General features: G+C 63.7%; 19 protein-coding genes and 1 pseudogene. 5 read left to right on the top strand and 15 right to left on the bottom strand.

Annotated elements, in window-relative coordinates:
• Positions 1 to 131 precede the first annotated feature (131 nt).
• The 3 genes and pseudogenes from DN387_RS07845 to DN387_RS07835 form a co-directional block, all read left to right on the top strand.
• Positions 132 to 395 (top strand): annotated as a pseudogene (locus DN387_RS07845) (phage infection protein); the annotation flags it as partial.
• Positions 396 to 519: 124 nt separating this feature from the next.
• A complete protein-coding gene (locus DN387_RS07840; protein ID WP_043863508.1) occupies positions 520 to 1,152 on the top strand; it encodes a TetR family transcriptional regulator in 633 nt (210 codons plus the stop codon).
• 90 nt (positions 1,153 to 1,242) lie between these two features.
• A complete protein-coding gene (locus tag DN387_RS07835) occupies positions 1,243 to 2,352 on the top strand; it encodes an AGE family epimerase/isomerase (RefSeq protein ID WP_054916168.1) in 1,110 nt (369 codons plus the stop codon).
• 66 nt (positions 2,353 to 2,418) lie between these two features.
• Here the strand turns inward: DN387_RS07835 and DN387_RS07830 are convergent, their stop codons facing one another.
• The 6 genes from DN387_RS07830 to DN387_RS07805 all read right to left on the bottom strand — a co-directional run bounded on the left by DN387_RS07830 (position 2,419) and on the right by DN387_RS07805 (position 9,072).
• Entirely contained in the window at positions 2,419 to 3,183 is a 765-nt protein-coding gene (locus DN387_RS07830; protein ID WP_043863510.1) for an SDR family oxidoreductase, read from the bottom strand.
• An 804-nt stretch (positions 3,184 to 3,987) separates the two neighbouring features.
• Positions 3,988 to 4,704, bottom strand: a complete 717-nt coding sequence (locus tag DN387_RS07825; protein WP_043863511.1) for an ABC transporter ATP-binding protein — start codon at positions 4,702 to 4,704, stop codon at positions 3,988 to 3,990.
• Positions 4,701 to 5,576 carry an ATP-binding cassette domain-containing protein gene (locus tag DN387_RS07820; RefSeq protein ID WP_054916169.1) on the bottom strand — a complete coding sequence of 292 codons (876 nt, stop codon included), beginning with the start codon at positions 5,574 to 5,576 and terminating at the stop codon, positions 4,701 to 4,703. Before DN387_RS07820 ends, DN387_RS07825 begins: the two co-directional genes overlap by 4 nt.
• On the bottom strand, positions 5,573 to 6,856 hold the full coding sequence (gene livM, locus DN387_RS07815) for a high-affinity branched-chain amino acid ABC transporter permease LivM (protein WP_043863512.1): 1,284 nt from the start codon (positions 6,854 to 6,856) through the stop codon (positions 5,573 to 5,575). The genes DN387_RS07820 and livM overlap by 4 nt, the downstream gene beginning before the upstream one ends.
• A gap of 2 nt (positions 6,857 to 6,858) precedes the next feature.
• Entirely contained in the window at positions 6,859 to 7,773 is a 915-nt protein-coding gene (locus tag DN387_RS07810) for a branched-chain amino acid ABC transporter permease LivH (protein ID WP_254506038.1), read from the bottom strand.
• A gap of 162 nt (positions 7,774 to 7,935) precedes the next feature.
• On the bottom strand, positions 7,936 to 9,072 hold the full coding sequence (locus DN387_RS07805) for a branched-chain amino acid ABC transporter substrate-binding protein (protein ID WP_054916170.1): 1,137 nt from the start codon (positions 9,070 to 9,072) through the stop codon (positions 7,936 to 7,938).
• A gap of 458 nt (positions 9,073 to 9,530) precedes the next feature.
• Here DN387_RS07805 and pncB point away from each other — a divergent pair, with 458 nt between their 5' ends.
• Together pncB and nadE are read left to right on the top strand one after the other, a co-directional pair.
• Positions 9,531 to 10,733 carry a nicotinate phosphoribosyltransferase gene (gene pncB / locus DN387_RS07800; protein WP_043863515.1) on the top strand — a complete coding sequence of 401 codons (1,203 nt, stop codon included), beginning with the start codon at positions 9,531 to 9,533 and terminating at the stop codon, positions 10,731 to 10,733.
• 3 nt (positions 10,734 to 10,736) lie between these two features.
• A complete protein-coding gene (gene nadE / locus DN387_RS07795; RefSeq protein ID WP_043863516.1) occupies positions 10,737 to 11,564 on the top strand; it encodes an ammonia-dependent NAD(+) synthetase in 828 nt (275 codons plus the stop codon).
• 101 nt (positions 11,565 to 11,665) lie between these two features.
• On the opposite strand, the gene azu is transcribed toward nadE, so the two are convergent.
• The 9 genes from azu to rpsF all read right to left on the bottom strand — a co-directional run bounded on the left by azu (position 11,666) and on the right by rpsF (position 21,955).
• Positions 11,666 to 12,112 (bottom strand): azurin, encoded by a 447-nt coding sequence (gene azu, locus DN387_RS07790; RefSeq protein ID WP_043863517.1) that lies wholly within the window; start codon positions 12,110 to 12,112, stop codon positions 11,666 to 11,668.
• A 295-nt stretch (positions 12,113 to 12,407) separates the two neighbouring features.
• Positions 12,408 to 13,310 (bottom strand): transglutaminase family protein, encoded by a 903-nt coding sequence (locus tag DN387_RS07785; protein WP_054916171.1) that lies wholly within the window; start codon positions 13,308 to 13,310, stop codon positions 12,408 to 12,410.
• The gene (locus DN387_RS07780) at positions 13,310 to 15,781 is read right to left on the bottom strand and encodes a circularly permuted type 2 ATP-grasp protein (RefSeq protein ID WP_054916172.1); all 2,472 of its coding nucleotides are present in this window, start codon (positions 15,779 to 15,781) and stop codon (positions 13,310 to 13,312) included. Before DN387_RS07780 ends, DN387_RS07785 begins: the two co-directional genes overlap by 1 nt.
• Before the next feature lie 181 nt (positions 15,782 to 15,962).
• The gene (locus DN387_RS07775) at positions 15,963 to 18,266 is read right to left on the bottom strand and encodes a YgiQ family radical SAM protein (protein ID WP_043863520.1); all 2,304 of its coding nucleotides are present in this window, start codon (positions 18,264 to 18,266) and stop codon (positions 15,963 to 15,965) included.
• Between the two features lie 101 nt (positions 18,267 to 18,367).
• Positions 18,368 to 19,765 (bottom strand): replicative DNA helicase, encoded by a 1,398-nt coding sequence (dnaB, locus tag DN387_RS07770; RefSeq protein WP_043863521.1) that lies wholly within the window; start codon positions 19,763 to 19,765, stop codon positions 18,368 to 18,370.
• A gap of 110 nt (positions 19,766 to 19,875) precedes the next feature.
• Entirely contained in the window at positions 19,876 to 20,322 is a 447-nt protein-coding gene (gene rplI / locus DN387_RS07765; RefSeq protein WP_043863522.1) for a 50S ribosomal protein L9, read from the bottom strand.
• A gap of 21 nt (positions 20,323 to 20,343) precedes the next feature.
• Complete coding sequence (locus tag DN387_RS07760; protein ID WP_043863523.1) at positions 20,344 to 21,234, bottom strand: hypothetical protein; 891 nt, start codon at positions 21,232 to 21,234, stop codon at positions 20,344 to 20,346.
• Positions 21,235 to 21,270: 36 nt separating this feature from the next.
• On the bottom strand, positions 21,271 to 21,501 hold the full coding sequence (gene rpsR / locus DN387_RS07755) for a 30S ribosomal protein S18 (protein ID WP_003171373.1): 231 nt from the start codon (positions 21,499 to 21,501) through the stop codon (positions 21,271 to 21,273).
• A gap of 28 nt (positions 21,502 to 21,529) precedes the next feature.
• Complete coding sequence (gene rpsF / locus DN387_RS07750) at positions 21,530 to 21,955, bottom strand: 30S ribosomal protein S6 (RefSeq protein WP_043863524.1); 426 nt, start codon at positions 21,953 to 21,955, stop codon at positions 21,530 to 21,532.
• Positions 21,956 to 22,134: the final 179 nt, after the last annotated feature.

Below are 22,134 nucleotides of genomic sequence, written 5' to 3'. Positions count from 1 at the left end.
AGGGCACTTAACACTTCCGACTATCAATGCCGTCGATTGTTACCATTATCTTTATGAACTTCTTTATCTGACCCCCAAGCGTAGCATTGGCGCCGTACCCACTTACCAGCCCTCCCAAGGAGCGCCAGATCATGAAACGCCCATTGCTGCTCAGTTTTGCCCTCAGCCTGCTGGCTGCCAACGCCTTCGCCGTACCCGCCACCGAACAGAACCTCTCGGCCGAAGCCCGCGACAGCGCCAGCGTCATTGCACAGCCCCTCAAGACCCTGGCCGAAGGCGGTTCTGACCGCCTGATCGAGCGCAGCAACCGCGTTGCCGAAGGTGGTTCCGACCGCCTTGTCGAACGCAGCACTCGCATCGCCGAAGGCGGCTCGGACCGTCTGATCGAACGCAACAGCCGCGCGAGCTGAGCCCATGCGCCAGTGCCCGCGCCCACAGCCCGGTCCATCGACCGGGCTTTGTTTTTTGCGGCCCAGGCCCTAGAGTGCAGGGCTGTATGACTGTGAACCGATACTCGCCATGCTGCCGCGCGCCGAACAAAAGCTACAGACCCGACAGGCCCTGCTGGATGCCGCCCGCCACCTGATGGAGAGCGGCCGAGGCTTCGGCAGCATCAGCCTGCGCGAGGTAGCCAAGACCGCCGGCATCGTGCCCACCGGCTTCTACCGCCACTTCTGCGACCTGGACCAGCTGGGGCTGGCACTGGTCAACGAGGTGGACGAAACCTTCCGCCAGACCATCCGCCTGGTGCGCCACAATGAATTCGAACTGGGCGGCATCACCGATGCTTCGGTGCGCATCTTTCTCGATGTGGTGGCGGCCAACCGGGCGCAGTTCCTGTTCCTGGCCCGCGAGCAGTACGGTGGCTCGCAGCCGGTGCGTCAGGCCATCGCCAAGCTGCGCGAAGGGATCAGCTCGGACCTGGCGGCGGACCTCAAACGCATGCCGCGCTGGCGGCATCTGGACGACGCGGCCCTGGGGGTGATGGCCGACCTGGTGGTCAAGACCGTGTTCGCCACCCTGCCCGAGCTGATCGACTCGCCGGCCGAGCCGGTACCGGGGCAGTTGAGCGCGCAGGCGAAGATCACCCAGCAGTTGCGCTTCATCTTTGTCGGGGCCAAGTACTGGCAAGGGCTCGGCGATCTGCGCTGAGCCCTTGGCTTGCCAGCGAAGGGGTGCTCAAGCCGAACCGCAATTCCTGCTACCATGCGCCACAAACGCCCACCGCGACGACGCCTCTCCATGCCCGACCTTCGTACCGCCCAGCCTGAACTCCCTGCCCTGCTCGACAGCGTCCAGCAGCACTTCGCCCAGCGCATCGTGCCGCTGTGGCAAGGCCCGGGCTGGAACGCGGACATGGCCCTGCCATTCGAAGCCCTCGACCCGCAGCACCGGCCCCTGCCGGTACAGCGCTACCGTGCCATGGCCTGCGCGCGCCAGCTGTACCTGTTCAGCAGCCGCATCGAGCAGCCTGGCGCCGCGGAACGTGCCGCCGCCCTGCTGCGCACCCTGCAACGCCACTTTCACGACGCCGAGCACGGTGGCTGGTTCTACAGCATCGACGCCCAGGGCAACCCGCTGGACCGCACCAAGGACCTCTACACCCACGCCTTCATCGTGTTCGCCTGCGCGCATTACTGGGGCAAGGTGAACGAAGCAATGGCCGAGTCGACCTTGAATGCAGCCCTTGAAGTGGTGCTGGAGCGCTTTGCCACCGAGCACGGCCTGTACGAGGCGAGCCTGGCCGAAGACTGGTCGACGCTGGGCAGCGGGCCGTTGCAGAACCCGCTGATGCACCTGGCCGAAGCCTTCCTCGCCACCCTGTCGGTGCGTCACGACGCGGTGGTACAGGACGCGCTGGTGAACCTCACCGAGGCCATGCAGGCGCACTTCATCGACCCGGCACATGGGGTGATGCTGGAGAAACCGCGCGGGGCTGTGGATAACTGGTTCGAACCGGGGCACCAGTTCGAGTGGTTCTATCTGCTCGAATCCTCACCGCTGCTGCGCGGCGGCGCGCTGCATGGCTCGTTGAGCCGCGCATTCGGCTATGCCGAGCAACAGGGGGTAAAGAACGGTGCGGTGCTGGCGATGCTCAATGTCGACGGCAGCGTGCGTGACGCCACCCAGCGCATCTGGGCCCAGGCCGAATACCTGCGTGCGTTGGCGCTGCGGCCCGACAGCGCGGGCAAGGTGCTGGCGCAACTGCAGGCATTGCAGCAGAACTTTCTGCATGACGGCGGCTGGCATGAATGCCGCGACGCCAGTGGCGCGGTGAGCCGGCACGATATGCCGTCGACCACGCCGTACCACCTGGCGACCTGCCTGGAAGGGTTGCAGCGCGCCCTCTGACGCCTTCGCCAGCAACGCTGGCTCCTACATGAGTTGCAGGAGCCGGCCTTGCCGGCGAAAGTGCACTCAGGCCTTCGAACGATCGATCGAGAACCCCGCCCACGCCTGGCTCACCGGCATCAGCTCGAGGCTGTTGATGTTGATGTGCGCCGGCTGGTTGAGAATCCAGAAGATGGTCTCGGCAATGTCCTGCGGCTGGATCGGCTCGGCACCGGCATAGGTGGCGTCGTAGCGCGCCTTGTCACCCCCGAAGCGCACCAGCGAGAACTCGCTCTCGCACAGCCCCGGCTCGATGTTGCTGACCCGCACGCCCGTGCCCTGCAGGTCGCAGCGCAGGCTCAGCGAGAACTGCCCGACGAACGCCTTGGTACCGCCATACACATGGCTGCCCGGGTACGGATAGTTGCCCGCCACCGACCCGACGTTGAGGATCGTCGCGCCACGCCCGTGGGCGATCAGGCGCGGCAGCAGCAGGCGGGTGCTGTACATCAGGCCCTTGATGTTGGTGTCGACCATGGTCTCCCAGTCGTCCAGGTCGCACTTGGGCGCCGGGTCGGCACCCAGGGCCAGGCCGGCGTTGTTGATCAGCCCGCGCAGCTTGGCAAAGGTCGGCGGCAAGCCTTCGATGGCCGCTTCCATGGCCTTGCGGTCACGCACATCGAGTACCAGGCCATGCACTTCGGTCTGCTTGGACAGCTCCGCACACAGCGCCTCCAGGCGCTCCTGGCGCCGACCGGTCAGCACCAGCGACCAGCCCGCCTCGGCGAAGCGACGTGCGCAGGCTTCGCCAAAACCGGAGGTGGCGCCCGTGATGAATACGGTGGAAGTCATGGAAAATCTCCTCGGGAAAACGTGCCCACGGGCAACTGATCGACAGGGCGTGCAGCATGCCCCGCCACGGCGCTGCGCAGCAAGCCGAAAATCAACTGTACAAAAAACGATCAAAACCCTGAAAGCCTTGCCCCGCAAGGCCCGGCGCGAGCTGTACGCACGTTATCCACAGGCCCTTCCACACAGACTGGGGGCAACTGCACAGGCTGCGGCCCACGGTTTGAGCGGGCTGTGGCCTGGCGTGGGAAGTATTTCGCTTGACCTGGCGGCCGCCCCTTGAACAACGCGACAGCCAGAGATGCAGAAGGATAACTGCAGTGATGGCCAGAGGCCTTTGATCTCGCTGCCTGCGCCAGTCTTTCCAGTGCTTGCCCACAGAGTTATCCACAGGCTGCACAGGTGAAATGAGGGGCAATCGACCTCGCCATAAAAGTCTTGACAAATGCCCGCTGCAGCGTCAGAAAAACCGCTGCTCAAAAAACAACCACACCTCTGTAAGCCTTGTATTACATGGTCTTCAGCCATGTACTACCAAGTTACCCACAGTCGGTTCCACACGAATCGGGGACAACTTCAATGCCTTTGAAAACAAGTGCCTGGAGCGACGTTGTGTCGCGTTACCTGCACACCTTCAAATAACTTTTCCACAATCTGCCGCAAGGCCGATCTGCGGCCCGATCGCGGGTCAAGCCCGCTCCCACAAGGTTCACCGCTGCCCCTGTGGGAGCGGGCTCGACCCGCGATTGGGTCGTAATACGCACAAAAAAAACCCCGGCAAGCCGGGGTCTTCTTTAATGTTCGCCGTCAGTGCCCACCCAGATACGCGTTGCGCACCTCCTCGTTGACCAGCAGTTCCTGCCCGGTGCCGGTCATGCGGATCTGCCCGTTGACCATCACGTAGGCGCGGTCCGACAGCTTGAGCGCATGGTTGGCGTTCTGTTCCACCAGGAAGATGGTCATGCCGGTCTTGGCCAGCTCGCGCAAGGTCGAGAAGATCTGCTTGACCACGATCGGCGCCAGCCCCAGCGACGGTTCATCCAGCAACAGCAACTTGGGCCGGCTCATCAGCGCCCGGGCAATCGCCAGCATCTGCTGCTCGCCACCGGACATGGTCATCGCCCGCTGGTTGCGCCGTTCCTTGAGCCGCGGAAAAAGCTCGAACATGCGCTGCATGTCCTCGCCGGCGAACTTGTCGCCAATCGGGATGGTGCCCATCATCAGGTTCTCTTCCACCGACATGTCCGGGAACACCCGGCGCCCCTCCGGCGACTGCGCAATGCCGTTGGAGGCGATGTAGTGGGACGACTTGTGGGTGATATCGGTGCCCCGGTAGAGGATCTGCCCCGACGCCGCGCGCGGCTGGCCGAAGATCGACATCAGCAGCGTGGACTTGCCCGCGCCGTTGGAGCCGATCAGGCTTACCGTCTCGCCTTCGTCGATGTGCATCGAGACCTTTTTCAACGCCTGGATCGGGCCGTAGAACACGTCCAGGTCCTTCAGTTCGAGGATCGGTACGCTCATGCCAGCTCCTCTTCATCGGCGCCCAGGTAGGCCGCGATCACCGTCGGGTTGTTGCGGATCTCCTGCGGCGCGCCCTCGGCGATCACGTTGCCGTGGTCCAGCACCACGATATGGTCGGAAATGCTCATTACCATGCCCATGTCATGTTCGATCAGTACCACCGTCAGGTCATGCTCGTCGCGCAGCACGCGGATCATGCGGCTGAGCGCTTCGGTTTCCTGCGGGTTGAGGCCGGCGGCGGGTTCGTCCAGGCAGATGATCTGCGGGCGCGTGCACATGGCCCGGGCAATTTCCAGGCGGCGCTGCTGGCCATACGAGAGCTCGCCGGCCAGGCGGTTGGCGCAGTCCACCAGGTCGACCACCTCCAGCCAGTAGAAGGCATGGTCCAGGGCGTCGCTCTCGGCCTGACGGTAGGCCTTGGTGTTGAGCACCCCGGCCAGCAGGTTGCGGTTGACCCACATGTGCTGGGCCACCAGCAGGTTCTCCACCACCGACATTTCCTTGAACAGGCGAATGTTCTGGAAGGTACGCGCCAGCCCCGCCCGGTTGACCAGGTGGGTGCCGCCGAACATCTTGTAGTACAGGCGGCTGGCAAAGCTTCTGGGCGACACGAAGTCGGCCGCCTGGAAGCGTTCGCCCAGCAGCTGGATGACATTGGTGCGGGTGCCGCGCAGGTTCAGCTCGATCTTGCCGCCGCTGGCCTTGTAGAACCCGGTAAGGCAGTTGAACACGGTGGTCTTGCCCGCGCCGTTGGGGCCGATAAGCGCGAAGATGGCGTTGCGCCGGACCTTCAGGCTCACGTCGCTGAGCGCCTTGATGCCGCCGAACTGCATCATCAGGTTGTCGACCGAAAGAATCACTTCGTCGCTCATGGCGCCACTCCTTTACGCGGGACCACACCGGTGCGGCTGATGCGGATCAGCCCACGCGGTCGCCAGATCATCATCAACACCATCAGCACGCCAAACAGCAGCACGCGGTACTCGGAGAAGCTGCGCAGCAACTCCGGCGCCACGGTCAGCACGAAGGCGGCGATCACCACCCCGACCGTCGAGCCCATACCGCCGAGCACCACGATGGCCAGGATCAGCGCCGACTCGAAGAAGGTGAACGAGGACGGGTTGACGAAGCCCTGGTAGCTGGCGAAGAACACCCCGGCCAGGCCTGCGGTGGACGCACCCAGGGTGAACGCCGAGAGCTTGACCAGCACATGGTTCAGGCCCATCGAGCGGCAGGCGATCTCGTCCTCGCGCAGTGCTTCCCAGGCGCGCCCCACCGGCATGCGGGTGAGCCGGTGCTTGATGTACAGCACCGCCAGCACCACCAGGAACAGCACGATGTAGATGAACAGGAATTTCACGTTGGGGTTGTAGTCGATGCCGAAGAACTCGTGGAACGGTACCCCGCCGTCCTTGGCTCGGCGCCCGAATTCCAGGCCCATGAAGGTCGGCGACGGTACCGGCATGCCGTTGGGCCCGCCGGTGAACGACAGCCAGTTGTTGAGCACCAGGCGGATGATCTCGCCAAAGCCCAGGGTCACGATGGCCAGGTAGTCCCCGTGCATCCTCAGCACCGGAAAGCCCAGTATGCAGCCGGCCAGTGCCGCGGCGATCGCCGCCAGCGGCAGCACCGTCCAGAAGCCCAGCCCCAGGTACTGGTAGCCCAGCGCCAGGCCATAGGCACCGATGGCGTAGAACGCCACGTAGCCCAGGTCGAGCAGCCCGGCCAGGCCCACCACGATGTTCAGCCCCAGGCCCAGCAGCACGTAGATCAGCCCGAGGATGACCACGGTAAGCAGGTACTTGTTGGCGAAGAACGGGAACACGATGGCAATCACGATCAGTGCCGGGATGATCCAGCGCAGGCGCGACTTGTAGTCCGGCGCCAGCACATGCACACCCGAGCCACTGCTCTCGAAGCCCTGCAGGATGGCCTGGCCCTTGCTGGTCTGCAGGAACAGGCTGAGCACGAAGCGTCCCAGCATCACCCCCGCCACCAGCCAGGCGACACGCGCAGGCTGCATGTTGAAGCTGTAGCCGTCGAGCACCACGCCGACGATGGGGCCGAACACGATCAGGGAAATCAGCCCGGCGAGAACCATATCGACCAGGCTGCGCTTGATATCGATGGAAGCGTTTTTGGCAGCAGACATACTTACACCTTGGCCACGAGTGGGCGACCCAGCAGGCCTTGGGGACGGAAGATCAGGATCAGTACCAGCAGCGAGAAGCTGAACACGTCCTTGTAGTCGGAGTTGATCAGCCCGGAGAACAGCGACTCGGAAATCCCCAGGATGATGCCCCCGAGCATCGCGCCCGGCAGCGAGCCGATACCGCCCAGCACCGCCGCGGTGAAGGCCTTGATGCCGATGATGAAGCCGGCATAGAAGTCGAAGGTGCCGTAGTTCATGGTGATCAGCACGCCGGCCAGCGCGGCCATCACCGCGCCGATGACGAACACGTAGGAGATCACCCGGTCGGTGTTGATGCCCAGGATCGAGGCCATCTTGCGGTCCTGCTGGGTGGCCCGGCACATGCGCCCCAGCTTGGTGAACTTGATGATGTAGGTGAGCGCGGCCATGCCGACGAAGGCTGCCACCAGGATGAAGATCTTGGTGTAGGTCAGTTGCACGAAGCCGGTGCCCACTTCAAGGCGCCAGGCGCTTTCGAGCAGGGTCGGTACGCCCTGTTGGCGGGCGCCCTGGCTGATCTGCGCGTAGTTCTGCAGGATCAGCGAAATGCCGATGGCACTGATCAGCGGTGCCAGCCGGGTGGAGTTGCGCAGGGGTTTGTAGGCGATGCGTTCGATGGTCCAGCCATACACGCCGGTGACCACCACCGTGAAGATCAGCGTCCCGAGCATCAGCAGGGGAAAGGACTCGATACCGAAATACGCCAGCAATGCCAGGCTGATAGCCGCCAGGTAGGCGGAAATCATGTACACCTCGCCGTGCGCGAAGTTGATCATGCCGATGATGCCATAGACCATTGTGTAGCCGATGGCGATCAGACCATAGACCGACCCCAGGGTCAGACCATTGATCAGTTGCTGCAGGAAAATACCATCCATAACGCAATCTCACGTATTTGAGATTGCACAAGCGCCGACCACGTTGCACCGCCGTTGAGGCGGTACAAGCGGCGCCGGGTTGTGCAGATCTACGAGAAAAGACAGGTACGGCAAAAACCGGGGCGCGCCCCGGGCAGCGAGTGCCCGGGGTGCCGGCCGTTGTTATTTTTGTTTTTCCAGTTGGTGATACTTGCCGTCCTTGTCCCACTGGTAGACCACGTAGTCGGACACGGTCAGGTCACCCTTGGCGTCCCACTTCTTCTCGCCCATCACGGTCTGCACCGGGTTGGCCTTGAGCCACTTGGCAGCGTCTTCACCCTTGTTCGACTTGGAACCGTTGAACGCGGCGGCCAGGGCCTGGATCGAGGCGTAGGCGTACAGGGTGTAGCCTTCGGGCTCGGTACCGGCCTTGCGGAACTCGTCCACCACCGCCTTGCTGTCGGGCAGCAGGCGCGGGTCGGCGCCAAAGGTCATGTACACGCCATCGACGTACTGCTTGCCGCCGGCGGTAGCCACCAGTTCGTCGGTAACGATGCCGTCATCGGACATGAACTTGACGTCCTTGAGCCCCTGCTCGCGCATCTGGCGTACCAGCGGGCCGGCTTCGGGGTGCAGGCCGCCGAAGTAGACCACGTCGGCACCGGTGGAGCGGATCTTGGTGACCACGGCGCTGAAGTCCTTCTCGCCACGGGTCAGGCCCTCGTACAGCACCGGGGTGACGCCGCGCTTGGTCAACTGCGCCTTGGTGGCGTCGGCCAGGCCCTGGCCATAGGTGTCCTTGTCGTGCAGCACGGCAACCTTCTTGCCCTTGAGCACATCGACGATGTAGTCGCCGGCCACGATGCCCTGCTGATCGTCGCGCCCGCACATGCGGAACATGGCGCTCAGGCCACGTTCGGTGACCTGCGGGTTGGTCGAGCCGGGGGTGATGGCGATGACCCCGGCCTCGTCGTACACCTCCGACGCCGGGATGGTGTTGGACGAGCAGAAGTGCCCGACCACGCCGATGACCTTGTCCTGGTCGACCAGGCGGTTGGCCACGGCCACCGCCTGCTTGGGCTCGCAGGCATCGTCGCCCTTGACCAGCACGATCTTCTCGCCGTTGATGCCGCCCGCGGCATTGATCTTGTCGGTGGCCGCCTGCGCACCTTTCATGTATTGCTCGCCAAACGCCGCGTTGGCACCGGTCATCGGGCCCGCTACACCGATCTTGACGTCGGCCTGTACATACGAAGACACGCCCATCGCCGTGGCAACGGCGAGGGCCAGAAAGCCTTTCTTGTAAAACGTCTGCGACATGAGGTGGTGCTCCTGAGTTTTTTTGGTTGGCACTACAACGTTCAGCAATTGCGATGAGCAAGGGCCGTGCCATTGGATTTTTATTCTGTAAAAACTCGCGATCAGGTTCGGCAGGCGCCGCTTTCGCGCCTTTTCCACGGGCCGTGCAACCTCCTGCCCTGCACCTGGCGCCACCCACGAACCGCTTGAAGCGCAACCCTTGAGTGCCATCATTGCAACCCTGACCTGTGTTTACGTGCAACCAGCCTGTAACAAGATACGTAACCGAACTGCACATCCTTGGTGCGCATCTGCTACAGCGGGCACCATAAGAGGCTAGCTGGCCAATGCGAAAACCGCCGCTACCCATAGCCTGCTACCGAATTACCCCGTCGGCGCCGGCCTCAGCGGCAAAAAGACTGGCACAATGGGCTGCATTGGCGGCCCCGGATGGGCGCACGCCCGACCTGGAGTCCTTTATGAGCGAAAGTGCCTTCGCCAACCGCATCGTGCAGAGCCTGCTCGATACCGATTTCTACAAGCTGACGATGATGCAGGCGGTGCTGCACAACTACCCCAACGTGGATGTGGAGTGGGAGTTCCGCTGCCGAAACGGCGAAGACCTGCGCCCCTATCTGGCGCAGATCCGCGCACAGATCGAGCGCCTCAGCGAGCTGAGCATCAGTGCCGAGCAGTTGGGCTTCCTGGAGCAGATCAGCTTCATGAAGCCGGACTTCCTGCGCTTTCTGGGGCTGTTTCGCTTCAACCTGCGCTACCTGCACCTGGCCATCGAGCACGATGAACTGGTATTGCGCCTGCACGGTCCGTGGCTGCACGTGATCCTGTTCGAGGTGCCGCTGCTGGCGATCATCAGCGAGGTGCGCAACCAGCACCGTTATCCACAGATCAAGCTGGTGGATGCACGCGACCAGCTGTACCGCAAGTTCGACTGGCTGCGCGCCAATGCCAGCAGCGAGGAGCTGGCCGAACTGCAGGTGGCCGACTTCGGCACCCGCCGACGCTTCTCCTACAAGGTCCAGGAACAGGTGGTGAAGGTGCTGACGGCGGAGTTCCCGGCGCGCTTCGTGGGCACCAGCAACGTGCATCTGGCACGCAAACTGGATATCAAACCGCTGGGCACCATGGCCCACGAGTGGATCATGGCCCACCAGCAGCTCGGCCCGCGGCTGATCGACAGCCAGATCGCCGCCCTGGACTGCTGGGTGCGCGAGTACCGCGGGCTGTTGGGAATAGCACTGACCGACTGCATCACCATGGATGCATTCCTCGGCGACTTCGACCTGTACTTCGCCAAGCTCTTCGACGGCCTGCGCCATGACTCCGGCGATCCGGTGCAATGGGCAGAGAAGGCCATCGCGCATTACCGCAAGCTGGGGATCGACCCGATGACCAAGACGCTGGTGTTCTCGGACGGGCTGAACCTGACCAAGACCCTGGAGATATTCCGCGCCTTGCGCGGGCGCATCAATGTCAGCTTCGGCATCGGCACCAACCTCACCTGTGACATTCCCGGGGTGGCGCCGATGAGCATCGTACTTAAAATGACCGACTGCAACGGCCAGCCCGTGGCGAAGATTTCCGATGAAGCGGCCAAGACCCAATGCCGCGACGCCAACTTCGTCGCCTACCTGCGCCACGTATTCAAAGTGCCCAAGGAGTAACCCATGCAAGCCGTCCAGCGAGAGATTGCGCAGCAGCTCAAGGTTCAGCCGCCGTTCGCCGACGCGGCCGCGCTCGAGGCCGAGAAGGCCCGGCGCGTGGCCTTCATCCAGCAATGCCTGAAGAACGCCGGGCTCAAGACCCTGGTGCTGGGCATCAGCGGTGGTGTCGACTCGCTGACCGGCGCCCTGCTCGCCCAGCGCGCGATCAACGAGCTGCGCGAACAGACGGGCGATGTGCATTACCGCTTCATCGCCGTACGCCTGCCGTACCAGGTGCAGCATGACGAGCATGACGCCCAGGCGTGCATCGATTTCATCCAGCCCGACGAATGCCATACGGTGAACATCGCGCCGGCGGTGCAGGCGCTGGCGGCCGAGGTCGAGGCGCTCAGGGACGGCAAGCCGGCGCTGGTGGATTTCGTGGTGGGCAACACCAAGGCGCGCATGCGCATGGTGGCGCAGTACACCATTGCCGGGGCACGTGGCGGGCTGGTGATCGGCACGGATCACGCGGCCGAGGCGGTGATGGGGTTTTTTACCAAGTTCGGTGACGGGGCCTGCGACCTGGCGCCGTTGAGCGGGCTGGTGAAACATCAGGTGCGCGACATCGCACGCAGCTTTGGCGCGCCGGAATCACTGGTGGAGAAGGTGCCGACCGCCGACCTGGAAGACCTGGCGCCGGGCAAGCCGGACGAGGCATCGCATGGGGTGACCTATGCGCAGATCGATGCGTTTCTGCACGGCGAGGCAGTGAGCGAGGAAGCGTTCGAGATCATCAGGCGCACGTACGAGAAGACGCATCACAAGCGCGAGATGCCATTCGCCCCATAAAAGCATCGCGGGTCAAGCCCGCTCCCACAGGTACATCACTGCCTTCAAGACCAGTGTTGTACCTGTGGGAGCGGGCTTGACCCGCGATTGGCAACGCCGCGTTACTTCAGGGTAACAGTGCCTTTCATCATCGAGATGTGGCCAGGGAACGAGCAGAAGAAGCCGTACTTCTCGTCAGCCTTGAGCTTGGAAACATCGAAGGTCACCGAGTCCTTCTCACCAGCACCGATCACCTTGGTGTGGGCGATCACGCGGTCATCACCTTCCTTCAGGTAATCCTTGTCGATACCGGCGCTCAGGCCGTCGGTGGCGATTGGCTGCATGTCAGCTTCTTTGCTGATCACCAGGTTGTGGCCCATGACGTTCTTCGGCAGGTTGCCCGAGTGGGTCAATTCGACGGTGAAAGTCTTGCAGCTCTTGTCGATCTCAATGGCCTTGGTGTTGAAGGACATCTGGTCGGTGGAATCGACCGTGACCTTGCAATCGGCAGCGAAGACCTGGGCACTGGCGAGGGTCAGCAGGGATACCGCAACAGCTTTGGCAAACATCGTGAATCTCCTTGGCAGGGGTTTTTTATCCGTTTCTATACTGCCCCAGAGCGTCCCCCACCGGCCTGATATGAGTCAAGGGGCAGGTTAGGCGCGCTGGTAGTAAATTTTCGCTATGGATTGTATACACAAAATCCGTGGGACCATCATGCGCCATTCAGGGACGATGAGACAACCTCTCAATTAGGAGTACAGGACATGTCCCTTGGTAGTCTGATGCGCAGCCTGCTGGCTGCCTATGCCTGCGGTGCCACTGGCAGCAACGTCGAATTCGCGCGCCCGGAGTGATGGGCCGTCACGCCGGGCATTCATCCAGCGGCAACACTGTCACCTGCACCTGCGGGTCATGGCTGCCCCCGCCCAGAATCACCCCACGCAGCGGTGACACATCGGAAAAATCCCGGCCCCAGGCCAGGGTGATGTGCTCCAGCGCCGGCAGCAGGTTGTTGGTGGGGTCGAAATCCACCCAGCCGTTGACCGGGCAGTACACCGACACCCACGCATGCGAGGCATCGGCCCCGATCAGCCGGGCCTGCCCGGGCGGCGGGCGCGTCAGCAGGTAGCCGCTGACATAGCGCGCCGCCAGCCCGCGCGAGCGCAGGCACGCGAGCATCAGGTGGGCGAAGTCCTGGCACACGCCGCGGCGACGCTGCAGCACCTCAACCAGCGGGGTGGCCACCTGGGTGGCACCGGCATCGAAGGTGAACTGGCTGAAAATCTGCTGCATCAGGGCCTGCACGCACAGCAGCAACGGCTGGCCCGGGGCGAAACACGGCTCGGCAAACACGACGAAACGCTGCTTCAGCCGCACATACGGCGATTCGAAACGAAAGCGGCACGCCTCCAGCGTGGCCGCAGTCAGCGCCTGCCCCGAATACGCCAGCGCCTGGCACACCTGTTCCCACGGCGGCGAGGCAGCCAGCACCGGCGCGGCGCGCGACAGCACGTTCACCTGCACCCGCGTCACCACGCGCAGTTGATCATGCTGGCGCTCCAGCGCCAGCCGGGTCAGCGGGTTGCCGAAGCCGTCGAGCTCGTCGCGCCGCCGGGTCGGCAGCGGGTCGACCTGCAATTGCCGGTCTTCGCACTGCTGCCAGGCACAGGCCCGTGGCCACAGATGCACCAGTTGCTGGGCCAGGGACACCGGGCTGTCATAGCGGTAATGGGTGTCGTGCAGTACCTGGTAGCGCGCGCTCATCAGGCCGACACCGTCTGCTGGCTGATGTCATCGACATGCACGAAGTGGCGCAGCGCCAGTCGCTCGGAGGCCTGCAGGCTGGCCTTGGCGATCTCGCCCAGCAACTCGGCCAGGCCATCGAGCACCGCGCGCACGCTGGCCTTGCCGAACAGCGCGTGCTCCAGGCTGCCCAGGTCGAAGTGGTACAGGCGCTCGGCCAGCAGGGCCAGGGTCGGGTCTGGCGGGCTGCCGAACTCATCGCTGGATCGCTCCAGGGCACGCACCAGCAGCTTGAGCTGGAACAGCACCGCATGGGGGTTCTGCTGGTCGAGCAGGAGCAGGTCCAGCACCGGGATCAACTGCGCCACCGCCAGGTAGCGCGAGCGGTAGGTGATGCTGCTGTTGCCCAGTTCAAGCAGCCATTCCAGGCCCGCCTGGTCGAAGGCGCCGGGGCCGCGCAGAAAACTGGCCAGGCTCAGGCTCAAGCCCTGCAGGCGCTCGATGCGCCGCCCGATCATCAGAAAGCGCCAGCCTTCATCGCGGGTCATGTCGTCCAGGGCAAAGCCGGACAGCGCCGCCAGCGACATCACCAGGCGGTTGAGAAAATCCAGCAGCTCGCCGAAGTCCGCCGTCTGCCCACCCAGCGCCTGGGCTTCGTGCTGCAACTCCACCAGCGCCTGCCAGTTCTCCCGCGAGAGCTTGCCGCGCACCTGGGCGGCGGTCCATTGCAGGCGCTGCAGGTTGGCGCGCAGGCTGAACGCCCAGTCGGCATCGAGCAAGGCGGCGCGCAGGCGCTCGGCCAGGGTGCCCTCGGGGGGCAGCAGCTCAAGCTCTTCGGCCAGGGCCACCGCCGCCTGCCAGGTGGACGGATGTTCGCCATCCAGGTAGCGGCTGAGCAGAATGCGCAGCAGGCGCGCGCTGGTGTCGCAGCGCTCGCAATAGCGGCCGAACCAGAACAGGTTTTCCACGACCCGCGACGGCAGGTACGGGTCCTGGCGGATCAGATCGGCCACGCCAAGGGTGCGGCTGGCCTGCCACTGTTCGCCGACCGGGGCCGCCTCGCCGAGTACCCAGGTGTCCTTGCTGGCCCCGCCGTGCTGCATCGACACCACCTCGGCATCCGCCAGGGCGGCCACCCGGGTCAAGCCGCCGGGCAGTACCCGGTAGCCATCGGCGGTGGCCACCGCATACACCCGCATGCCGATCGGCCGCGCCTGCAGCGTGCCCTGCCATACCGGCGCCTGGGACAACTGCGCCAGTTCCTGTGCCACGTAGGCATACGGGCGTGCACGGATGCGCCCGGCCAAGGCATCGCGCGCCGCCTCGTCCAGGTCGCGCCCGAACAGCGCAGCGAAACTCTGCGAGGGGAACGCCGGCTTGATCAGCAGCTCCGGCAGCCTGGCCAGGGCCTGCTCCAGCGCAGGCGGCTCGCCGCACCACCAGGTGGCGATCGACGGCAGGCTCAGGGCCTCGCCGAACAGGTGCTGGTTGATGGCCGGCAGAAAGCCGAGCAGGCCGGGAGATTCGAGCACCCCGCTGCCCAGCGCATTGGCCACCAGCACGCGGCCCTGGCGTACCGCGTCGAGCAGGCCGGGCACGCCGAGGGCCGAGTCGGTACGCAGTTCCAGCGGGTCGCAGAAATCGTCGTCCAGGCGGCGCATGATCGCGTGCACCCGGCGCAGCCCGCCCAGGGTCTTGAGGTAAACCGTGGCATCGCGCACGGTCAGGTCGCTGCCTTCGACCAGTGGGTAACCCAGCTGGCGGGCGAGGAACAGGTGCTCGAAATAGCTTTCGTTGAAGCGCCCCGGGGTCAGCAGTACCACCAGTGGCGGTTCCTGGCCGCTGGGTGCCAGGCGCAGCAGGCTCTGTTGCAGGTTGCGAAAGAACCCGGCCAGGTGCTGCACGTGCAGGTCGCGGTACAGGTCCGGCAGGGTGCGCGTGACCAGCGTGCGGTTCTCCAGCGCGAAGCCGGCCCCGGAGGGCGCCTGGGTGCGGTCGGCGGTGACCCACCAGCGCCCATCGGGGCCGCGGGCAAGGTCGGCAGCGTACACATGCAGGAAGGTCGAGCCGGGCGGCGTGATGCCCTGGCACGGCCAGAGAAAATTGTTGTGGCCGAACACCAGCTCGGACGGCAGCAGGCCTTCGCCGATCAGGCGCTGCGGGCCATAGATGTCGGCCAGTACCGCGTTGAGCAGGTGCGCGCGCTGGGCGATGCCCGCCGCCAGCGCCTGCCACTCCTGCGCGGGGATCAGCTGCGGCAGCAGGTCCAGCTCCCACGGGCGATCGGTGCCGTCGGGGTCGGCGTAGATGTTGTAGGTGACGCCGTTTTCCTGCAGATGGCGCGCCAGTTGGGCCTGGCGCTGGGCCAGCTGGGTGGGGCCGCTGCGTTGCAGGTGCTGGTGCAGGCGCTGCCAATGCGGGCGCACGCTGCCATCCGCCGCGAACATCTCGTGGTAGGAGGCAGGGCTTGGTGAGGCCAGCGGGTCAGCCATGGGCGTGCTCGGTGACGGCAGGTGATGCAGGGTAGCGTGTGGCGGGGATGGGGAGAAGGATGGATGTGGCCTTGCGGACCTCATCGCGGGTCAAGCCCGCTCCCACAGGATAGTCAGTGGCCTATGGATCTGCACTGTACCTGTGGGAGCGGGCTTGACCCGCGATGGCCGCGACGCGGTGTCAGCGTGGCAACACCGGCTCGCGGGTCTTCTTGCCCTTGCCCTTGCCACCCTTGGCGGCGTCCTTGCGTGCCTTGGCCGCTTCCTGGTTACGCGCAAAGGCGGCCGCCTTGGCCTGCTCGCGCTTGTCCCACGGCTTGGCACCGTCGCTGGCACGCGGCGGCAAGCCGGTGTGCTGGGTCAGGATCTTGGTTTCCTTGGCCACCTTGTGACTGCCCGCCGGCGTCGAGTTCTTGCGCCGCGCACTCTGGTAGCTGTCGGTCGCCGGCTGGTGCAGCGGGATCAACTGGTGCTTGGCCGGCCCGATCAGGTCGGCACGCCCCATGCGCTGCAGGGCTTCGCGCAGCATCGGCCAGCCCTTGGGGTCGTGGTACCGCAGGAACGCCTTGTGCAGGCGGCGCTGCTCCTCGCTCTTGACGATGGTCACCGCGTCGCTCTTGTAGGTAACCTTGCGCAGCGGGTTCTTGCCCGAGTGGTACATGGCAGTGGCCGAGGCCATCGGCGACGGGTAGAACGCCTGCACCTGGTCGGCGCGAAAGCCATTGCCCTTGAGCCACAGGGCCAGGTTCATCATGTCTTCGTCGGTAGTGCCCGGGTGCGCCGCGATGAAGTACGGGATCAGGTACTGCTCCTTGCCCGCCTCCTTGGAGTACTTCTCGAACATGCGCTTGAAGCGATCGTAGCTGCCGATACCAGGCTTCATCATCTGGTTCAGCGGGCCTTCCTCGGTATGCTCCGGGGCAATCTTGAGGTAACCGCCCACGTGGTGGGTGACCAGCTCCTTGACGTACTCCGGCGACTCGACTGCCAGGTCGTAGCGCAGGCCCGAGGCGATCAGGATCTTCTTCACCCCCGGCAGGTCACGCGCACTGCGGTACAGCTGGATCAGCGCCGAGTGGTCGGTGTTCAGGTTGGGGCAGATGCCGGGGAACACGCACGACGGCTTGCGGCACGCAGATTCGATTTCCGGGCTCTTGCAGGCAATGCGGTACATGTTGGCGGTCGGCCCGCCCAGGTCGGAGATGACCCCGGTAAAGCCCGGCACCTTGTCGCGGATTTCTTCGATCTCGCGAATGATCGAGTCGTGGGAACGGTTCTGGATGATGCGGCCTTCGTGCTCGGTGATCGAGCAGAAGGTGCAGCCACCGAAGCAGCCACGCATGATGTTCACCGAGAAGCGGATCATGTCGTAGGCCGGGATCTTCTCCTTGCCATACGCCGGGTGCGGGACGCGCGCATAGGGCATGCCGAACACGTAGTCCATCTCTTCGGTGGTCATCGGGATGGGCGGCGGGTTGAACCACACGTCCACCTCGCCGTGCTTCTGCACCAGCGCACGGGCGTTGCCCGGGTTGGTTTCCAGGTGCAGCACGCGGTTGGCGTGGGCGTACAGCACCGCATCGCTGCGCACCTTCTCGTAGGACGGCAGGCGGATCACGGTCTTGTCGCGGGTCATGCGCGGGCTGGCCAGAATCTGCACCACCTTGGCTTCCTGCGGGTCTTCGACCGGGCCCTTCTCCTGCTCGATGGCGCAGGCCTGGGTGTCCTGGGTGTTCACGTACGGGTTGATGATCTTGTCGACCTTGCCCGGCCGGTCGATACGCGTGGAGTCCACTTCGTACCAGCCCTGCGGGGTGTCGCGGCGCACGAAGGCGGTGCCGCGGATGTCGGTGATGTCTTCGATCTTGTGGCCGTAGGACAGGCGCTGGGCGACTTCGACGATCGCGCGTTCGGCGTTGCCGTACAGCAGGATGTCGGCGCAGGCGTCGATCAGGATCGAGTGCCGCACCTTGTCCTGCCAGTAGTCGTAGTGCGCGATGCGGCGCAGCGAGGCCTCGATGCCACCCAGCACGATCGGCACGTGCTTGTAGGCTTCCTTGCAGCGCTGGCTGTAGACCAGGCTGGCACGGTCGGGGCGCTTGCCGGCCAGGCCGCCCGGGGTGTAGGCGTCGTCCGAGCGGATCTTCTTGTCGGCGGTGTAGCGGTTGATCATCGAGTCCATGTTGCCGGCCGCGACACCGAAGAACAGGTTCGGCTCGCCCAGCTTCATGAAGTCGTCTTTGCTCTGCCAGTTCGGCTGGGCAATGATGCCCACCCGGAAGCCCTGGGCTTCGAGCAGCCGGCCGATGATGGCCATGCCGAACGACGGGTGGTCGACGTAGGCGTCACCGGTCACGATGATGATGTCGCAGGAATCCCAGCCGAGCTGATCCATCTCCTCCCTGCTCATCGGCAGGAATGGCGCTGGCCCGAAGCATTCGGCCCAGTACTTGGGATAGTCGAAAAGTGGTTTGGCTGCTTGCATGTCAGTGACCGGTTCTTGGTATCAGGGAAATCGCGGGCGCGGAATATAGCACAAATTTTGACCAATTCCGACGTCAGAAGTCGGAATTGGCCATCGGCACCTTATTCGTCGTCGTCGAAGTTGTAGCTGCCCGGTGCCAGGTTCTCGAAGCGCGTGTACTTGCCGATGAACGCCAGGCGCACGAAGCCGATGGGGCCGTTACGCTGCTTGCCGATGATGATCTCGGCGATGCCCTTGTGCTCGGTCTCGGGGTGGTACACCTCGTCGCGGTACACGAACATGATCACGTCGGCGTCCTGCTCGATCGCACCCGATTCACGCAAGTCGGAGTTCACCGGGCGCTTGTTGGGGCGCTGCTCGAGGGAGCGGTTGAGCTGCGACAGGGCGATGACCGGGCAGTTGAATTCCTTGGCCAGGGCCTTGAGCGAGCGCGAGATCTCGGAAATCTCGTTGGTACGGTTGTCGCCGCTGGAGCCCGGGATCTGCATCAGTTGCAGGTAGTCGATCATGATCATGGCGATCTCGCCATGCTCACGCACCAGGCGCCGGGTACGTGCGCGCATTTCCGACGGGCTGATGCCGGCGGTGTCGTCGATGAACAGCTTGCGGTCATTGAGCAGGTTGACCGCCGAAGTCAGGCGCGGCCAGTCGTCGTCGTCCAGCTGGCCGGAACGCACCTTGGTCTGGTCGATGCGCCCCAGCGAGGAGAGCATACGCATGATCAGCGATTCGCCTGGCATCTCCAGGGAGTACACCAGCACCGCCTTGTCGCTGCGCAACACGGCGTTCTCCACCAGGTTCATGGCGAAGGTGGTCTTACCCATCGACGGACGGCCGGCCACGATGATCAGGTCGGCCGGTTGCAGGCCGCTGGTCTTCTCGTCCAGGTCGGTGTAGCCGGTGGAGATACCGGTGATGGCGCTGTCGGAGTTGAACAGCGTGTCGATGCGGTCGATGGCCTTGGTCAGCAGTTCGTTGACCCCTACCGGGCCACCGGTCTTGGGCCGTGCTTCGGCGATCTGGAAGATCTGCCGTTCGGCCTCGTCGAGAATCTCGGCGGCGTTGCGGCCCTGGGGGTTGAACGCGCTGTCGGCGATCTCGCTGCTGATGCTGATCAGCTGGCGCAGTGTGGCGCGCTCGCGAATGATCTGCGCATAGGCCTTGATGTTGGCCACCGACGGGGTGTTCTTGGCCAGCTCGCCCAGGTAACCCAGGCCACCGACCTGGGAGCTCAGGCCTTCCTTGTCGAGCTGCTCGTGCAGCGTCACCACGTCGAACGGGGTGTTGAGGTCGGCGAGCTTGTAGATGGCGCGGAAGATCAGGCGATGGTCATGCCGGTAGAAGTCGCCGTCGGAGACTTGATCGAGCACGCGCTCCCAGGCGTTGTTGTCCAGCATCAGGCCACCGAGTACGGCCTGTTCGGCCTCGATGGAATGCGGCGGCACCTTCAGGGCAGCGGTTTGCAGATCATATTGCTCGGGGGCGGTTATCTCGTTCATGGCCACTTGGGAATCAGGGTGTTGAAAAAGACAAAGGGCACGACCTGCAATGCAGGATCGTGCCCGATGTTAACCGGCTGGCACCCAGGGTGCCAGTCGATTGGTCCAGCTTAGGCTGCGACGACAACCACGCGAACGGTGGCTTCTACGTCGCTGTGCAGGTGCACGGCTACGTCGAATTCGCCAACGTTGCGGATGGTGCCGTTCGGCAGACGCACTTCAGACTTGGCCACTTCAACGCCGGAGGCGGTCAGGGCGTCAGCGATGTCGTGGGTGCCGATCGAACCGAACAGCTTGCCTTCGTCACCGGCGGTGGCAGTGATGGTCACTTCCAGCTCGGCCAGTTGGGCAGCGCGGGTTTCAGCCGAAGCTTTCTTGTCAGCAGCCAGTTTTTCCAGCTCGGCGCGACGCTCTTCGAACGCAGCCAGGTTGGCAGCGGTCGCAGCGGTAGCCTTGCCGAATGGCAGCAGGAAGTTACGACCGTAACCGGCCTTAACATTTACCTTGTCGCCCAGGTTGCCCAGGTTGGCGACTTTTTCCAGCAGGATCAGTTCCATTAGGTATAAACCTCTTAACTTTTAACCTTCACCGTTCGCGTCACCGGCATCTTTCGATGCAGAACGACCGCGAAAATCAATCAGGCTGTCGACAATGGCCAGAACCACGAGCAACGGATAAATCAGCTGCATGAACAGCACCAGCGTCACGTACATCCCCACCAGCCAGAACCTGGCCAGGCGCTTCTGCGCGACCAGCCCGTGAATCAGGGCCAGCCCGGCGAACACCAGCGGTACGCTGCACAACGGTGTCAACATCGCCAGTTCGCTGCCGAAATTCGGCGCTATCAGCATGCACACCAGCAGCAACAGCGCCGGTACCAGCGGGAGCCGTATGGCGCGAAACTCGCTGCCAAAGCCTCCCGGGTTGTACAACGCGGCTTGCCAGTAGCGACCCAACATCAGGGCCAGCAGACTGACTGCCTGCAGCAATGCCGCAATCAGGCCGGTAAGCACCGGTGCGATCACGCTCCCCAGGCGGGCCCGCTCTTCTACCGTCAACTGCTGGTAGAGACCGTCGAGCATCTGCGGCAGGGCTTTTTCAAGCACCTGCGCCAGCGCTTCGATCGGTTCGCGGAACACCGAACCCAGGATGACGCCATACACCAGGCCCCAGGCGATGCTGAACAACAGCACCCGGCTCCAGGACTGTCCGGCGCGTAGCAACGCAGCCAGACCGAAGGTTCCCAGCAACACCATCAAGGTGCGCGGTTCACCGAAGAACCACCAGACCAGCGCGGGCAGCAATGCCCAGGCGAGGATCCCGGAGGCGTCCTTGAAACCGCGCCGCAGGAACACCAGGCTCCCGGCGGCGGCACTCAACCAGAACAACAGCGGCAATGCCGCACAACCGACCACTACCAGAGTGGCCTGCACGCGACCGCGCATGATGAAATCAGCTAACGCTCGCATGCACTTTATCCCTTGCTACCTGTCGACGACCCGGTCTCAGCGGCCGTGGCTGTCGGTGTAGGCCAGCAGGGCCAGGAAGCGGGCGCGCTTGATAGCGGTAGCCAGCTGACGCTGATAACGAGCTTTGGTACCGGTGATACGGCTTGGAACGATCTTGCCGGTTTCGGATACATAAGCTTTCAGGGTGTTGAGATCTTTGTAATCGATCTCTTTCACTTCTTCAGCAGTGAAGCGGCAGAATTTACGACGACGGAAGAAACGTGCCATGTAATAGGCTCCTCAAAAGGTCCGTGGATTACTCGTCAGCGTTATCGCTGTTGTCGCTGTTGTCGCTGTCATCGCCTTCGGCGTTGTCAGCGTGCTCAGGACGGTCGCGACGCTCACGGCGCTCACTGCGGTTTTCTTCAGCCTTGAGCATCTCGGACTGGCCGGTAACGGCTTCGTCGCGACGGATGACCAGGTTACGGATCACGGCATCGTTGTAGCGGAAGTTGTCTTCCAGCTCGGCCAGGGCCTTGCCGGTGCACTCAACGTTCAGCATCACGTAGTGAGCCTTGTGAACATTGTTGATTGCGTAGGCCAGTTGACGACGGCCCCAGTCTTCCAGACGGTGGATCTTGCCGCCGTCTTCTTCGATCAGCTTGGTGTAACGCTCAACCATGCCGCCGACTTGCTCGCTCTGGTCAGGGTGGACCAGAAAGATGATTTCGTAATGACGCATGAATGCTCCTTACGGGTTGTAGTCTGCCACCAGGGTGGTCAGACAAGGAGTGAATGACACTGTTTGTCTTGCCTTGTGCGGTGGGCGCATGCGCGCCTGCCAGCGGGGCAAGGGGCGCAATTGTAGAGAAGCGCCGGGGCGCACGCAAGGCAATTGGTGATTATTTGAACAGCCTTGAA

Source organism: Pseudomonas sp. FBF18, from assembly GCF_024261405.1.
In the GTDB taxonomy this organism is placed as follows: Bacteria; Pseudomonadota; Gammaproteobacteria; order Pseudomonadales; family Pseudomonadaceae; genus Aquipseudomonas; species Aquipseudomonas palmensis.
The sequence above is the reverse complement of the archived record's forward strand: the minus strand, read 5'-3'. Positions and strand labels throughout refer to the sequence as shown.